Source organism: Pseudomonas hydrolytica (genome assembly GCF_021495345.1).
Lineage (GTDB): Bacteria > Pseudomonadota > Gammaproteobacteria > Pseudomonadales > Pseudomonadaceae > Aquipseudomonas > Aquipseudomonas hydrolytica.
In genome coordinates, this window is record NZ_CP099397.1 from 3,030,222 (window position 1) to 3,044,497 (window position 14,276).

Sequence of the window (14,276 nt, forward strand, 5' to 3'; positions counted from 1 at the left end):
TCCGCGATTTTTCCTGATTTTTTCACGACCGCCTTAGTCGCCCTAGTCGGCAGGGGTTCATGCGCAGCGCAAGCGCAGAACCCTGAAGACGAAGGAGCGAAATCCATGAGCGAATACATCAGGATCTACGTTGCCGACCTGGCCGCCTACAACGCCGGTCACCTGCATGGCGTCTGGATCGATGCCACCCTGGGGCTGGACGACATTCAGGCGCAGGTCAGTGCCATGCTGGCAGCCTCACCGGTCGAGAGTGCGGAGGAATACGCCATCCTCGACTTCGAGGGCTTCGACGGCTACCGCCTCGGCGAGTATGAGGGCCTCGAAAGCGCCCACGAGGTCGCCTGCTTCATCGAAGATTACCCCGAGTTTGGCGGCGCCCTGCTCGCGCACTTCAACGATCTGGAGCAGGCGCGCAAGGCGGCTGAGGAAGATTACTGCGGTTGCTACAGCTCGCTGTCTGACTACGCGCAGGAACTGACCGAGGAAACCACCAGCATTCCACAACACCTGGCTATGTATATCGACTACCGCGCCATGGCCCGCGACATGGAATACAGCGGCGACGTGTTCACTTTGGAGGCCGGCTTCGAGCAGGTGCATGTGTTCTGGAATCGCTAACCCAGCGGAAGGCACCGGGGCGACCCGGTGCCTTGTTTTTTGCGCCCCTGTCCTGCCGGCCACCCGCGCGCCCCACCCGGAAGGCTGATGCACGGGGACGCGCCCCCGTCGATCAGCCTGGAGCAACCACATTATGCTGCCAGTTGATTGAGACCGTTACGGTCTTACGGTTTTGCCCAAATCCGTCGATCCGTAACCACGGATTTACGGATTTGTGGGGAAGCGGATTTACGTTTTTACGGATTTACAGAAATCCGCCGTTGCGGTTTTCGGGTTTTGTGGAAAGCCGCAGATCCGTATACCCGCGGGGCTACGTGGGCGGAGCTTGGCGTGCTTGGGCACCATGGCCGGTGACGCGCGTAGATGGGCGTACTCGGTCAGCGTCCAGACCTTCCCGGTATCAATCCTCGCCCCTCCTGCCTGCGCATTCGCCCAGACCCAACCCGGCATGATCGAGCGCGATGGCTGCCGCACGGTGCACCTCCCACGTCAACGGAGGACACACCATGTCGCAGTCAACCAATCTTTCCCATCACTCGCGTCGCATCGATCTCGATGCCCCGCTGCATCGCAAGGCCGGGCCAACGGCGCATGCCATGCGGCCTGTGGAGGGCGCTGACGAGGCCCAAGCACCACAGACCTGCCCTGCCCCTCGCTACCTCACCAACAACGAAGCCGCGGCCTTCCTGCGGCTGTCGCCGCGCACGCTGGAGAAGCAGCGCGTGATCGGCGGCGGGCCGCGCTTTCACAAGTTCGGCCGGCGGGTGATGTACGCGCTCGCCGATCTCGAGTCTTGGGCCGGTGAGCGCAGCTTCGAGACCACCTTCGATCCCGAGTACATCGACCGCCACCCGGGAGCGCAGCGTGATGATCAGTGAAACCTTCGCCTATGAATTGTCGGCATCTCGATTTGACTTCGCAGAGCGAGCAACTGGATCTGTTCCGCGCCCTGCCGGGAGATATGGCGCCACGCGATGCCCAGGATCTGATGGCGCATCCGTTCTTCTCGCTGGCCAAGTCGCGCAGAACCGTGCCGATCGACTTTCGCTCGGGCGAGGTGACGGTGCGCGTGGAGGGCACGCTGGAGCATGGCATCGCCACGATCTGGGATGCCGACATCCTGATCTGGGCGGCCAGCCAGCTTGTCGAGGCGCGCGATGCGGGCATCCCCACTTCCCGACTGATGCGTGCAACGCCTTTCCAGATCCTGCGCTTCATCGGCCGCGGCACCTCGCTGCGCGACTACCAGCGCCTGAAAGCGGCGCTGGATCGGCTGCAGTCGACCAGCGTAGCTACCTCGATCCGCGAGACCACTGGCCGGCGCCTGCATCGTTTCTCCTGGATCAACGAGTGGAAGGAGCTGGCCGCGGCGGATGGCCGGCCACTGGGTATCGAGCTGATCCTGCCGGACTGGTTCTACAGCGGGGTGCTGGATCAGGCCCTTGTGCTAACCATCGACCCGGCCTATTTCCACCTCACCGGCGGCATCGAACGCTGGTTGTATCGCCTGGTGCGCAAGCACGGCGGCAAGCAGGAGGACGGCTGGCAGTTCGACTTTCGCCACCTGTACCGCAAATCCGGCAGCTCGGCGCGCTATTCGGACTTTGCTTTGGATGTGCGTGCTCTGGTCGCCCGGCAGCCACTTCCAGGGTATCGCCTGGAGGTCGTTCACCTGCCCCCATCGACCGAGCTGCTCGCCTTCCGGCGCGTGCCGTAAACGGCACGGGGATAACTTGCGGAAAAGCTGTGAATGCAGTCGTGCTATCAGGCGCAACCAGGCTCGTGCTATCAGGCGCATCCCCATCGTGCTATCAGGCGCACGGACTCCGCTACAGGCCACGACTGGCGCGGCTTTCAGCTCCCCTTAACTTAACTAACTTAAAAGCTCTAACTTGTTATTGGGGCAGCGCCTATGTGTGGACAGGTGCTGATCAGGGCAGTCTGGCCGGGGAGATCCGGCCATGATCGTCGCCCTTCTCAACCAGAAAGGCGGGGTGGGCAAGACCACCCTCGCCACCCATATCGCCGGCGAACTGGCCCTGCGTGGAAAGAACGTCATCCTGTTCGATGCCGACCCACAGGGCTCGGCACTGGACTGGACACAACGGCGCAGCCAGCAAGGTTTGCCGAGATTGTTCAGCGCCGTCGGCCTGGCGCGCGAAACGCTGCACCAGGAAGCACCGGAGCTGGCTCGTCGCGCCGATCACGTGATCATCGACGGACCACCGCGCATCGCCGCCCTCGCCCGCTCGGCGCTGCTGGCAGCGGATCGCGTGTTGATCCCGGTGCAGCCTAGCCCCTACGACCTGTGGGCCAGCGCGGAGATGGTCAACCTGATCCGCGAGGCGCAGGTGTTCAGGCCGACGCTGCGCGCGGCGTTCGCCATCAACCGCCGCGTCAGCACCACGGTGATCGGCCGCGAAGCGCGCGGCGCCTTGGCCGAGCAACCGCTACCGGCGATGCAGGCCGAGGTACGCCAGCGCATCGTCTTTGCCGAAAGCGTGGCAGCCGGTCGCCTGGCACGTGAACTGGCGCCGGACAGCGCCGCCGCGCGCGAGGTCAGCAGCCTGGTCGACGAGTTGCTGAGGTGGTCGACATGAGCGGCAAGCGCATCGGTATCGGTGCACGCCCGTTGGCCGATCCGCAGGCCGAAGCCTGGATACGTCAGGGCGCCACCGTCGACAACGGCAAGGTCGAGCGCTATAGCGCCCGCCTGACATTGGATGTCACGCCAGCACTGCGTACGCGCATCAAGCTGGCGGCCTTCGACCGTGGCGTAACCATGGCAGAGATGCTGCGCGAAGTGCTGGAGCGGCAGTTCCCGGAGGCTACGTCATGACGTTTGGTGCTTGCGGCGTGCGGTGGCCACTGGCGCTGCTCGCAGGCAGCCTGGCTGCCCTGGGTTGGGCGGCGCTCACAACGTCGCCACCGCGGCTGGTCTACAACGCGTCCGACAGCGTGCCCGTCGGTTGGTATCGCATTTCGCCAGCCAACTCGTTGGCACCGGGCGATATGGTGCTGGTTCATCTGCCGCCGGAGGTTAGGTCGCTGGCAGCGCAACGCGGCTACCTGCCGGCGAACGTGCCGTTGCTGAAGACCTTGGCGGCAGTGGCGCCGCAGCGGGTGTGCATGCAAGGCAGTCAGGTGCGTATCGATGGCGTGCTTATGGCCAGGCGTTTGAGGTGGGACCGACAGGGTCGCGCGCTGCCAATCTGGCAGGCCTGTCGGCGCCTAGTTGGTGACGAGCTGTTCCTGCTCAGCAGCAGCAACCCGGCGTCGTTCGACAGCCGCTACTTCGGCCCGATATCCGCCGACGCGGTGATCGGTCGGGCGCAGCCCTTGTGGCTGGAGTCGCGTCGATGAGCAGGTCTTCTGCGTGTCGATCCGCCTGCCGACTGCATGCGCCCGGTGTGTGCGGTAGAGGGCCGCCTGGCTGCAGATACCTCTGCCCTCACCTGCCGACCAGGAGCTTTGGAAGTCACCGTCCCGCCTCTCCTGATTACCCAACTCAGCAGCGCCAAGGCAGGGAAAAAGCGGAGGGCAAGATAAAAGGGGGCGGCACTTCGTTGGCCCGAAAAGCAGTCTGCACGGGGGTTGGCGGCGACACAGCGCCGGTATCGCCAGGTGCCGAAATTGTGTTCGCCCCACAGCGACACTGGCTTAAAAGCGTGCCTGATACGCCGTACTGCGATCAACTTGGAGGAGTCCAAACATGAGCAAGGGAAGCCGTCCGGATGACGAATTGCGCTTTCGCCCGCAGCCGGGCAAGCCACAGCAACGCGGCCAACCGTTCGTCAACCAGGTGCTGCGCCAGGCCAACAAGGCCGGCACCGGCAAACCGCGCAAGGCGGGCCAGCAGCCCGGCGCTCGGCTCGGCCGCGGGCATGTCGCCGCTCGTTTCAGCGGGCAGCAACTGCCGTACAACGCCCGTCGTGTCACCATCAAGATTCGCCTGGTGAACCTGCGCCAGGCAGGCAAGCGCTCGACCGCGAGCCACCTGCGCTATATCGAGCGCGACGGCGTCAGTCGCGAGGGCGATCCGGGTCAGGCCTACGGGCCCTTGACCGACCAGGCCGACCTGAATGCGTTCGAGGAGCGCGGCCGGGACGACCGCCACCAGTTTCGCTTTATCGTCTCGCCTGAGGATGCCGAGCAGCTCGACGATCTGCGCACCTATACCCGCCACCTGATGAGCCGGATGGAGGCCGACCTCGGCACCCGCCTCGACTGGGTGGCGGTCGACCACTGGAACACCGACAACCCGCACACCCATATCGTCCTGCGCGGCAAGGACGACACCGGCAAGGACCTGGTGATCGCCCGCGACTACATCGCCGAGGGCATGCGCAACCGCGCCTCGGAGCTGGCCACCGAATGGCTGGGACCGCGTACCGAGCTGGAGATCCAGCAGAGCCTGCAGCGCGAGGTGCAGCAGGAGCGTTTCACCAGCCTGGATCGCACCCTGCTGCGCGAACGCCTGGCCGGCGGCCTGAGCCTGAAAACACTTGCAAACCATCCACGTCGGCAACTGCTGATCGGCCGCTTGCAGCATCTGCAGAAGCTTGAACTGGCCCATGAAGTTCGGCCAGGACAATGGCTTCTGCGTGACGAGGCTGAGGCGACCTTGCGCGCCATGGGTGAGCGCGGCGATATCGTGCGCACGATGCAGCGAGCCATGGGTGGCCTGCAGCGCGAGCTGGCGGTATTCGAGCCGGGTAAGGATGGTTCTGTTGTGGTCGGCCGAATCGTTGCCAAGGGGCTGGCCGACGAGCTAAACGACCGCGGCTATCTAGTGGTCGACGGCCTCGACGGCAAGGCGCACTACCTGGCCCTGCCTGCCCGCGCGGAACTGGCCGACTACCCCATCGGCGGCCTGGTGGTAACACGCAGTCTGAGCGAGCCTCGCGCGGTGGATCGGTCGATTGTTTCTGTGGCGTCGGACGGCCTCTATCGCACCGATCATCACCTGGCCCTGGCACGCTCGCAGTCGAGCGACGGACATGATCCTGAGGCACTGGTCGAGCGTCATGTGCGCCGCCTCGAAGCCCTGCGCCGGGCCGGTATCGTCGAGCGGTTGGCCGAGGGTGTCTGGCGGGTGCCGGCCGACCTGCCCGAGCAAGGCCGGCAGCATGATGCCCGCCGCCTGGGCGATGTCGCCGTCCAGCTGCGCACGCCGCTGCCCCTCGAGCAGCAGGTGCGCGCCGCCGGTGCGACCTGGCTGGACCAACAGCTGATCGGCGGCAGCCGAGAGCTGGTCGACACGGGCTTCGGCAAGGAGGTGCGCGAAGCGTTGCGGCAGCGCGCCGACTTCCTGGTGGTACAGGGACTGGCCCAACGCCAGCGCCAACGCGTGGTGCTCGCACGCAACCTGCTGGCCACCTTGCGCGGAAGGGAGCTGACCGCGGTAGCGCGCGAGATCTCGGCGCAGACGGGCCTGCAGTACCGCCCGGCAGTCGATGGCCAGCGCGTCAATGGGATCTACCGACGTAGCGTGCAGTTGACCAGCGGCCGTTTTGTCCTGCTCGACGATGGCATCGGCTTCAGCCTGGTGCCGTGGAAGCCGGTGATCGAGCAGAGGCTCGGGCAGAGCGTGTCGGCGCTAATCCAGGGCAACAGCGTCTCCTGGCAACTGGGTCGCCAGCGCGGGCCGTCGATTGGTTGAGCAACAGGCAGCGGGGCCTACACCAGCGACGGCTCCTGCTGCAGCCACTGCTCGAAGGATTGGCTGTGCGGCTTACCCTCCTTGGCCGCATAGTAGACCAGGCGCAGGTGGCGGTCCTCGTCGATGGTCAGCGTGGTGTGTTCGAACACCACCTGGCCAACTGCTTCGATGTACAGGTGACGGATCCCCTGGCACGGGCCGTGGATGTCCTGCTGTCGCCACCATTCTCTGAAGTCCGGCGAGGCCTTCTCCAGATCCTTCACCAGCGCGGCGATATCCGGATCCTGGGTCGCCCGCACGAAGTCACGGCGGAAACTGGAGAGGATCTGCAGCGCCTGCTCATCCCAAGGGTTGAAGAGCTCGCGCATGGCCGGGCTGGTGAACAGCATCCACAACAGGTTGCGGCGGTCCGCCGGCAGCGCGGAGAAACCGAACACCCGATCTGCAGCGGCGTTCCAGGCCAGCACATCCCAACGCAGGTTAAGCACGTAGGCCGGACGTGACGTCAGATCCCCCATGAGGCGATGAATCAGCGCCGGCACCGTGCACCAGGTCTTCCCTGGCTCTGGCGGGAGGCGCTGGTGAGCGAGCAGGAACAGGTGACGACGCTCGGTGGCATCCAGCTTGAGCGTGCGCGAAAGGTTGTCGAGGAAGGTCGCGGAAACGCTGATATCCCGGCCCTGCTCAAGCCAGGTGTACCAGGACAAACCCACCCCGGCCAGGGCCGCGACCTCCTCGCGACGCAGCCCCGGCGTGCGCCGTCGACTGCCGGCGGGCAGACCCACCTCCTCCGGCGAAATTCGTTCGCGGCGACTACGCAGGAATTCGGCCAGCTCTACCCGAGTGCGTTCGGCTGTGCGAGGCGCGCTCATCCGGTTACCTCCAGTACTAGGATAAACAGTCAAATTGTAACCCCTATAAATCCCGAGAAGAATAGCCCGACCTGGCCGCAATTACCCGTGCCAGGGCTCTCGCTTGATGAGGAACCACACAGAGACGTGTCATCAACTCGCTAAGGAGATAAACGGATGTACCAAGCACTTCTTCGGGAACAACTGGAGACATTGAAGTCCTCCAACCAGTACCGCACCTTCACCACCCTCAGCCGCATCTGCGGCCAGTACCCGCTGGCCAAACTGGATGGCCGTGAGCAAGAACCGGTGGTGGTCTGGTGCAGCAATGACTACCTCGGGATGTCGCAACATCCTGCAGTGCGCGAACAGATGCACGATGCGTTGGAGACCTACGGAGCGGGCTCCGGCGGATCGCGCAATATCGGCGGCTCGCACGAGGTGTATTCCAGTCTGGAAGCTAGCCTGGCCGACTGGCACGGCAAGGAGGCGGCGCTGGTTTTCCCCACCGGCTTTGGCTCCAATGATGCCACCCTCCAGTGCCTGCTGCGGCGCATCCCCGACTGCGTGGTGATCAGCGATGAGCTGAACCACGCCTCCATCGTCAACGGCATTCGCTCCACGCCCAACGAGCGCAAGATCTTCCGCCACAACGATGTTGCGCACCTCGAGCAGATCCTCGCCAGCTACCCGCTGGGTCAGCCGAAGATCGTGGTGTTCGAGTCGATCTACTCGATGGACGGGGATATTGCCCCAATCGCTGAAATCGTTGCGATCGCCAAGCGCTACAACGCCCTCACCTACCTCGACGAGGTGCATGCGGTGGGCATGTACGGCCCACGTGGCGCCGGTATCGCCGCCGAGCTGGGTGTAGCTGATCAGGTGGACATCATCCAGGGCACCATGGCCAAGGCCATCGGTGTAATCGGCGGCTATATCGCCTCGACCCAGGTGATCGTCGATGCGGTGCGCTCCTTCGCCACAGGTTTCATCTTCACCACCTCACTGCCGCCGGCAATCACCGCAGGCTGCCTGGCCAGCGTCGAGCACCTCAAGGCCAGCAGTACCGAGCGCGATCGCCTGCATGCCCAGACCGCCAAGCTGCGCGAGCGGCTCAAGCACCATGACGTGCCGGTGATGCCCTGCTCGCAGACCCACGTGCTACCGGTGCGGGTAGGTGAAGCCAAGCGCTGCAAGGCAGCGGCCGAACGCCTGCTGCATAACTATGGTGTGTACCTGCAGCCGATCAACTATCCATCCGTGCCGGTAGGGACGGAGCGCTTCCGCGTCAACGCCACGCCGAACCACAGCGACGCGCAGATCGAGCACCTGGCGGTGTCGCTGAGGGAGACCTTCGACCACTTCAGCATCCCGCTGGCGTCCGAGGTGTTTGCTGCGGAGGTGGCCTGAGATGGACCAGTCCTTCCTCACCGTGCGCCCGGCGACCCAGGCCGACCTGGCCAGTTTGGTGGAACTGCGTGCGTATCTGCTGGACGGCACCAACGCCAGCTATTCGAGCAAGACACCGGAGGACGCGGCGCGCTGGCGGGCGGCCTACCGCACCTGGCTGAACAGCCGCCTGAACGACAGTGACTGCGTGCAAATCCTCGCCGCCGAGCACAGGGAGTCCGGCCAGGTGCTGGGCTGCGCGACGGCCATCATCGACCAGCGCGCGCCGGCGCCGGGCTGCCTCAACGGCCTATCCGGCTGGGTGCAATCGGTGGTGGTGGAGCCGCAGTGGCGCGGCCGCGGCATCGCCAAGCAACTGATGCAGCACCTGCTGCGCTGGTTCGCCAACCGCGGCGTCGGCTGCGTGGTGCTGCAGAGCACCGAGGCCGCCGGCACGCTGTACCAGGCCCTGGGCTTCACCGCCAGCGACGAGCGCCTGCTGATCCGTCAGGAGGCCTCGGCATGAAGATCCTGATCATCGGCCTGGGCTACGCCGGCAACCGTTACCGCCGGGCCTTCGAACATATCGCCACGAGCACCGGCCTGCCGCTGTCGCTAGCCTATGTCGGGCGCCGGCGGAAGGCGACTGAGCTGCCCTACTTCGACAGCGTCCCCCGCGCGCTGGAAGTCTTTGCGCCGGACATCGTGGTGGTCAGCGTCAACGACCACAGCCATGCGCCCGTGCTCAAGCAACTGGCCGGCTACCGTGGCTTCGTGCTCTGCGAGAAGCCGCTGGTCACGCCGGGCGACGACCTGGACGAGCTGCTCGGTGCATTGGATCAGGTCGGCGGCTTTGCCCTGGATCTGGTGGAGCGCTACTCGGACGCAACCCGGCAGTTGCGCGACTGGGTCGGGCGTCACGACTGGCAACTGGTGCGGGCCAGCTTCCACTGGGGCAAGGACCGCATCAACGACTACCGCCCGACCTGCGGTGTGACCAGCGAGGTGATCCATGCCCTGGATCTGGTCGGCTGGATCTGCCCGCGCGCCGGCCAGCTCCAGCTCGGTGGCGTACTCGGCGTGCGCTCGGACTTCTCCATCTCCGGCGCAGAGGTGCTCGACACCGTGCAGCTCACCGCCAGCCTAGGCGAAGCGCGGGTCACCGGTTACTCCAGCTTCGTCAACATCGTGCGTCAGCGCACCGTGGATTTCAGCTTCGTCGACCGCGACGCCCGGCTGATCCATGCGCGTCTGGTGTTCGACACACCGCGCTGGGACCACGACCAGCTGCGCATCTGGACGCGCGGCGCCAACGGCGCCGAGGAGCTGTTGCACGAGTTCGCCACTGCCCCCGACGAACCTGGCCTGGACACCCTGCACAAGCTCTCGCGGCTGTGCCGGCAGGTGGTGCGCGCCGTGGCGCTCAAGGAACCGCCCCGCCAGCCCTTCGCCGGTCTCGACACCGCCGTGGCGCTGGAGCGCCTGCTCAACGACCTCGACACCCATGCCCAAACCCCAGCACCGGCGCGCTACGTACATGGCGAGACGCGCGTACTGCTGGCCGAGGACAGCGACCTGGAAAGCCTCGGGTAACCCAATCACAAGGAGAACGACTATGTGTGGAATCGCTGGATGGCTGTCCTACAGCCAGAACCTGGAAACGCAACGCGACACCCTGCAGCGCATGACCGACACCATGGCCCTGCGCGGCCCTGATGCCGGCGGGCTGTGGATTGACGGCCCGGTCGGCCTGGGTCATCGGCGCCTGTCGATCATCGACCTGGAGGGCGGTCGTCAGCCGATGACGGCTATGCACGGTGGCCCGCGCGAGGTCGCCGCCATTACCTACAGCGGCGAGGTCTACAACTTCCGCGAGCTGCGCACCGAGTTGCAGCGACTCGGTCATCAGTTCAAAACCCGCAGCGACACCGAGGTGGTGCTGCGCGCCTATGTCGAATGGGGCGAGGCCTTCGTCGAGCGGCTCAACGGCATGTATGCCTTCGCCATCTGGGACCTGCGTTCGCAGGAGCTGCTGCTGATCCGCGACCGCATGGGCGTCAAGCCGCTGTATTACTTCCCCACCGCGGACGGTGTGGTGTTCGGCTCCGAACCAAAGGCACTGCTGGCCAACCCGCTGGTACCGCGCAAGGTGCGTGCCGACGGCCTGCGCGAGATCCTGGAGATGGTGAAGACGCCAGGCCACGCCGTGTTCGATGGCATGCGCGAGGTGATGCCGGGCGAGATCGTGCGTATTAACCGCCAGGGCCTCGGTCGCCGCCACTACTGGAAGCTCGAGGCGCGCGAGCACGAGCACACGCTGGACGAGACCATCCGCCATACCCGCGACTTGCTGGAGGACATCGTCGACCGCCAGATCGTCGCCGACGTACCGCTGTGCAGCCTGCTCTCGGGCGGTCTCGACTCCTCGATCATCACCGCGCTGGCGTCGAAGAAGCTGCTGGCCGCCGGCAAGGAGAACATCCGCTCCTTCTCCGTCGACTTCGTCGACCACGGCAGCGGTTTCACCGGCGATGCCGTGCGGGGGACGCCAGATGCGCCCTTCGTGCGCGACCTGGTGGAGAAGATTCGCTCCAGCCACCAGGAGATCGTCCTCGACAGTCGTGAGCTGGCCGATCCAGCGTTGCGTGCGCAGATCGTCCGCGCCCTCGACCTGCCACCGGCCTTCTGGGGCGACATGTGGCCATCGCTTTACCGACTGTTCCAGGAGGTCCGCAAGCACTCGACGGTGGCGTTGTCCGGCGAGAGCGCGGACGAGGTGTTCGGTGGCTACCGCTGGTTCCACGATCCGGAGGCGATCCAGGCCGACACCTTCCCCTGGCTGACATCGGTCACCGGCAAGTACTTCGACGGCAAGACCCTGTTCGACCCGGGCCTGCTGGCCCAACTGGACATGCACAGCTTCCTGCGCGACAGCTACGCCCAGGCCATTGCCGAGGCGCCGGTACTGCCGGGCGAAAGTGCTGTCGACCAGCGCATGCGGCAGATGAGCTACGTCAACCTGACACGCTTCGTGCAGACCCTGCTCGACCGCAAGGACCGCATGAGCATGGCCGTCGGCCTCGAGGTGCGTGTGCCCTTCTGTGATCACCGCCTGGTCGAGTACGCCTTCAACATCCCCTGGGCGATGAAGGCCTTCGACGGGCGGGAGAAAAGCATCCTGCGCGCGGCGACCCGCGACCTGCTGCCCGAATCGATCAGCGAACGGGTCAAGAGCCCCTACCCCTCGACCCAGGACCCGGCCTACGAGCAGGCGTTGCGTGACGCCCTGGCCGCCATCCAGGCGGATCGCAATGCGCCGGTGACGCCCCTGCTCGACAGCGGCCGTATCCAGCAGACCCTGGCCAAGCCGCTCGGCAGTGTCTCGCCCATGTACGAGCGCATGGGCATGGAGCTGGCAGTCGGCCTCAACACCTGGCTGAACGAGTACGACGTCAGCCTCGAACTCTAGTCCCCCAACCGGATGCGGCCCCGTTGCGGGGCCGCATCCCTCCGCTGTACCACCCACGCGTTCTTGCAACGCAAGCGAGTCCGAGCATGCACACACCTAACCAATCCCCCATCTACCTCATAGCGCTGGGGGCCTTCGCCCTCGGCATGGCCTCCTATGTCACCGCCGGGCTGATCCCGATGATCGAGGCCTCGTTCGCGGTCTCCGTTGCGGTGGCCGCCCAACTGGTTACCGCCTTCACCCTGGCCTACGGCCTGGGTTCGCCGATCTTCGTCGCCCTGACGCCGGCGCATCGCCAGCGTGCCGGCCTGCTGCTGGCCCTGGGCCTGTTCGTCATCGCCAACGCCGCCAGCGCGCTGGCCGAGAGCTTCACCGCGTTGATGGTCTGGCGCGCCATCGCCGGTATCGGCGCCGGCGTCTACCTGGCCATGGGCATCGGTGCCTCGGCCGCCGTTTCCACCCCGGAACGCCGCGGCAAGGCCATCGCCATCATCATGGGCGGCATGGCCAGCGGCGTGGTACTGGGCGTGCCGCTCAGCCTGCTGATCGCCGAACAGCTCGGCTGGCAGGCCGCCCTGTGGCTGGTCACCCTTCTCGGCTTGGTGGCCTTCTCCGGCCTGCTGCTGAAGCTCCCTTCCCTGCCGGCAGCCACCGCCACCACGCTGGGGCAGAAGCTGGCGATCCTCGGCGACGGCCATGTACTGGTCATCCTGCTAGTCTCACTGCTGGCCGCCATTGCCAGCCTGGGCATGTATACCTTTATCGCCCCGCTGCTGGCTGACCCGGCCTACGGCGCGGTGCGCTCGGTCACGCCCTATCTGTGGGTCTGGGGCATCGGCGGTGTGCTGGGCAGCTTCCTGATCGGCCCGCTGGTGGATCGCATCAAGGGCCCGGTGCTGACCTTCGCCATCATGCTGATCCTCGCCGTGTCGCTGTTCGTGCTGCCGCTGGCGGCGGCCATCAGCACCTGGCTGGTGATGCTGCCCATCGCCCTGTGGGGCGCGGTCGGCTGGGCGCTGCAGGTGCCGCAGAATAACGAGCTGATCTTGGCGCGTCAGGCACAAGGCGACGGCAACCTGGCCATCGCCCTCAACGAGTCGGCGCTGTACCTGGGCAGCGCCATCGGTGCCGCGGCCGGCGGCTTCGTGCTGCTGTTGCAGCTGCCCACCTGGACCCTGGCCGCCAGTGCCGGTGGTGTCGCCGCGCTGGGCGCCCTGCTGCAGATCGTCAACCTGCGTCGCCAACCAACCTGGAACGGCGACGTGCAAGCCGAACCCTACAACTGACGGAGGAAAGGCCGTGGAACTGCGCCACCTTCGCTGTTTCATTGCCGTCGCAGAAGAACTGCATTTTGCGCGTGCCGCCGCGCGCCTGCATATCGAGCAGTCGCCCCTGTCGCGGATCATCAAGGAACTGGAGTACCGCCTGGGCGTGCAGCTGTTCGAACGCACCACGCGGCGCACGCGCCTGACCTGGGCCGGCAAGGTGCTGCTGGAAGAAGCTCGCCGGGTGCTGGCCGTGGTCGACCAGGCCAAGGCCAGCGTCAAAAGCGCGGCGGCCGGCTACCGCGGGCGCATCCGCGTCGCACTGTCCGATGGCATCCCGCAGTCACGCCTGGCCGCCCTGCTCGCCCAGTGCCGCGAGGAGGAACCGGAGGTCGAGATCTGCCTGTCGGAAGTCACCTTCAGCGAACAGATCAGAGGCCTGAACGATGACCTGTTCGATATCGGGCTTGCACAGTCCGACGAGGTCGGCGATGGGCTGGTGGCCGAGCCGGTCTGGTTCGATCCGCTGGTTGTGGCGGTACCTGCCCGCCACCCACTGCTGAGCTACCGGCGCGTGCCGCTCGACGAGGTGGTGCGCTACCCGTTGGTCCTTTGCGATCCGCAAGTTTGCGAAGGCTTCTGGCAACAGCTGCAGCGGGTGCTGGGCGCCGTGGATACGCGACTGACTATTGCTGACCGCGTTCCAACTCTGGATCTGATGATGGCATTGGTGGCCGCGGGTTACGGCCTGGGCTTCTCCAGCCTGGCGCGCATCAACGAACTCAACAATCCGGACGTCGTGGCCAGGCCGCTAGACGGCTGTGCATCGATGCTAACCACCTACTTGGTAAGGCGCGAAGGCGATCCAGCCGAGCAACTGGCCAGGTTTATCGAGCGGGTCAGCCCGGCAGAAACTCAGGTGTTGCTGCCGGATCACAGATCACACAAGGAGATCGCCTGATCGCATCAGGCACAAGATATCCCCTCGCAGCGCGCCTGTCAGAAGAGAGTCTTAGCGGCAG

The 14,276-nt window shown here is 65.5% G+C and carries 14 protein-coding genes; 13 read left to right on the forward strand and 1 reads right to left on the reverse strand.

The window, feature by feature from the left end; genetic code table 11:
• Window positions 1-105 precede the first annotated feature (105 nt).
• From L1F06_RS14010 to L1F06_RS14040, 7 genes are all read left to right on the forward strand, one after another.
• Window positions 106-618, forward strand: coding sequence for an antirestriction protein ArdA (locus L1F06_RS14010; protein WP_129482279.1), 513 nt, complete (start codon window positions 106-108; stop codon window positions 616-618).
• A 506-nt stretch (window positions 619-1,124) separates the two neighbouring features.
• Complete coding sequence (locus L1F06_RS14015; protein ID WP_129482278.1) at window positions 1,125-1,496, forward strand: helix-turn-helix transcriptional regulator; 372 nt, start codon at window positions 1,125-1,127, stop codon at window positions 1,494-1,496.
• An 11-nt stretch (window positions 1,497-1,507) separates the two neighbouring features.
• Window positions 1,508-2,335 carry a replication initiator protein A gene (locus L1F06_RS14020; RefSeq protein ID WP_111482017.1) on the forward strand — a complete coding sequence of 276 codons (828 nt, stop codon included), beginning with the start codon at window positions 1,508-1,510 and terminating at the stop codon, window positions 2,333-2,335.
• A gap of 244 nt (window positions 2,336-2,579) precedes the next feature.
• Complete coding sequence (gene parA, locus L1F06_RS14025) at window positions 2,580-3,218, forward strand: ParA family partition ATPase (RefSeq protein WP_014596879.1); 639 nt, start codon at window positions 2,580-2,582, stop codon at window positions 3,216-3,218.
• Complete coding sequence (locus L1F06_RS14030) at window positions 3,215-3,457, forward strand: hypothetical protein (protein WP_014596880.1); 243 nt, start codon at window positions 3,215-3,217, stop codon at window positions 3,455-3,457. The genes parA and L1F06_RS14030 overlap by 4 nt, the downstream gene beginning before the upstream one ends.
• The gene (locus L1F06_RS14035; protein ID WP_014596881.1) at window positions 3,454-3,981 is read left to right on the forward strand and encodes a S26 family signal peptidase; all 528 of its coding nucleotides are present in this window, start codon (window positions 3,454-3,456) and stop codon (window positions 3,979-3,981) included. The genes L1F06_RS14030 and L1F06_RS14035 overlap by 4 nt, the downstream gene beginning before the upstream one ends.
• Window positions 3,982-4,330: 349 nt before the next feature.
• A complete protein-coding gene (locus L1F06_RS14040) occupies window positions 4,331-6,280 on the forward strand; it encodes a relaxase/mobilization nuclease and DUF3363 domain-containing protein (protein ID WP_129482277.1) in 1,950 nt (649 codons plus the stop codon).
• 17 nt (window positions 6,281-6,297) lie between these two features.
• Here L1F06_RS14040 and L1F06_RS14045 read toward each other — a convergent pair whose 3' ends face one another.
• A complete protein-coding gene (locus L1F06_RS14045; protein ID WP_014596883.1) occupies window positions 6,298-7,152 on the reverse strand; it encodes a helix-turn-helix transcriptional regulator in 855 nt (284 codons plus the stop codon).
• A gap of 156 nt (window positions 7,153-7,308) precedes the next feature.
• Here L1F06_RS14045 and hemA point away from each other — a divergent pair, with 156 nt between their 5' ends.
• From hemA to L1F06_RS14075, 6 genes are all read left to right on the forward strand, one after another.
• On the forward strand, window positions 7,309-8,541 hold the full coding sequence (gene hemA / locus L1F06_RS14050; protein WP_014596884.1) for a 5-aminolevulinate synthase: 1,233 nt from the start codon (window positions 7,309-7,311) through the stop codon (window positions 8,539-8,541).
• Window position 8,542: 1 nt separating this feature from the next.
• The gene (locus L1F06_RS14055) at window positions 8,543-9,046 is read left to right on the forward strand and encodes a GNAT family N-acetyltransferase (RefSeq protein WP_014596885.1); all 504 of its coding nucleotides are present in this window, start codon (window positions 8,543-8,545) and stop codon (window positions 9,044-9,046) included.
• The gene (locus L1F06_RS14060; RefSeq protein ID WP_129482276.1) at window positions 9,043-10,113 is read left to right on the forward strand and encodes a Gfo/Idh/MocA family oxidoreductase; all 1,071 of its coding nucleotides are present in this window, start codon (window positions 9,043-9,045) and stop codon (window positions 10,111-10,113) included. The genes L1F06_RS14055 and L1F06_RS14060 overlap by 4 nt, the downstream gene beginning before the upstream one ends.
• 22 nt (window positions 10,114-10,135) lie before the next feature.
• Window positions 10,136-11,989 (forward strand): asparagine synthase (glutamine-hydrolyzing), encoded by a 1,854-nt coding sequence (asnB, locus tag L1F06_RS14065; RefSeq protein ID WP_014596887.1) that lies wholly within the window; start codon window positions 10,136-10,138, stop codon window positions 11,987-11,989.
• A gap of 86 nt (window positions 11,990-12,075) precedes the next feature.
• Window positions 12,076-13,275, forward strand: a complete 1,200-nt coding sequence (locus L1F06_RS14070; protein WP_074915921.1) for an MFS transporter — start codon at window positions 12,076-12,078, stop codon at window positions 13,273-13,275.
• Between the two features lie 13 nt (window positions 13,276-13,288).
• Window positions 13,289-14,215 (forward strand): LysR family transcriptional regulator, encoded by a 927-nt coding sequence (locus L1F06_RS14075; protein ID WP_129482275.1) that lies wholly within the window; start codon window positions 13,289-13,291, stop codon window positions 14,213-14,215.
• The last annotated feature ends 61 nt before the right edge of the window (window positions 14,216-14,276 follow it).

Bases quoted from the DNA above. Each gene is read 5' to 3' on its own strand.
- L1F06_RS14040 (WP_129482277.1), top strand. From the start codon at position 4,331: ATGAGCAAGGGAAGCCGTCCGGATGACGAATTGCGCTTTCGCCCGCAG.
- L1F06_RS14020 (WP_111482017.1), top strand. From the start codon at position 1,508: ATGAATTGTCGGCATCTCGATTTGACTTCGCAGAGCGAGCAACTGGAT.
- L1F06_RS14060 (WP_129482276.1), top strand. From the start codon at position 9,043: ATGAAGATCCTGATCATCGGCCTGGGCTACGCCGGCAACCGTTACCGC.
- parA (WP_014596879.1), top strand. From the start codon at position 2,580: ATGATCGTCGCCCTTCTCAACCAGAAAGGCGGGGTGGGCAAGACCACC.
- L1F06_RS14030 (WP_014596880.1), top strand. From the start codon at position 3,215: ATGAGCGGCAAGCGCATCGGTATCGGTGCACGCCCGTTGGCCGATCCG.
- hemA (WP_014596884.1), top strand. From the start codon at position 7,309: ATGTACCAAGCACTTCTTCGGGAACAACTGGAGACATTGAAGTCCTCC.
- asnB (WP_014596887.1), top strand. From the start codon at position 10,136: ATGTGTGGAATCGCTGGATGGCTGTCCTACAGCCAGAACCTGGAAACG.
- L1F06_RS14035 (WP_014596881.1), top strand. From the start codon at position 3,454: ATGACGTTTGGTGCTTGCGGCGTGCGGTGGCCACTGGCGCTGCTCGCA.
- L1F06_RS14055 (WP_014596885.1), top strand. From the start codon at position 8,543: ATGGACCAGTCCTTCCTCACCGTGCGCCCGGCGACCCAGGCCGACCTG.
- L1F06_RS14015 (WP_129482278.1), top strand. From the start codon at position 1,125: ATGTCGCAGTCAACCAATCTTTCCCATCACTCGCGTCGCATCGATCTC.
- L1F06_RS14045 (WP_014596883.1), bottom strand. From the start codon at position 7,152: ATGAGCGCGCCTCGCACAGCCGAACGCACTCGGGTAGAGCTGGCCGAA.
- L1F06_RS14010 (WP_129482279.1), top strand. From the start codon at position 106: ATGAGCGAATACATCAGGATCTACGTTGCCGACCTGGCCGCCTACAAC.
- L1F06_RS14070 (WP_074915921.1), top strand. From the start codon at position 12,076: ATGCACACACCTAACCAATCCCCCATCTACCTCATAGCGCTGGGGGCC.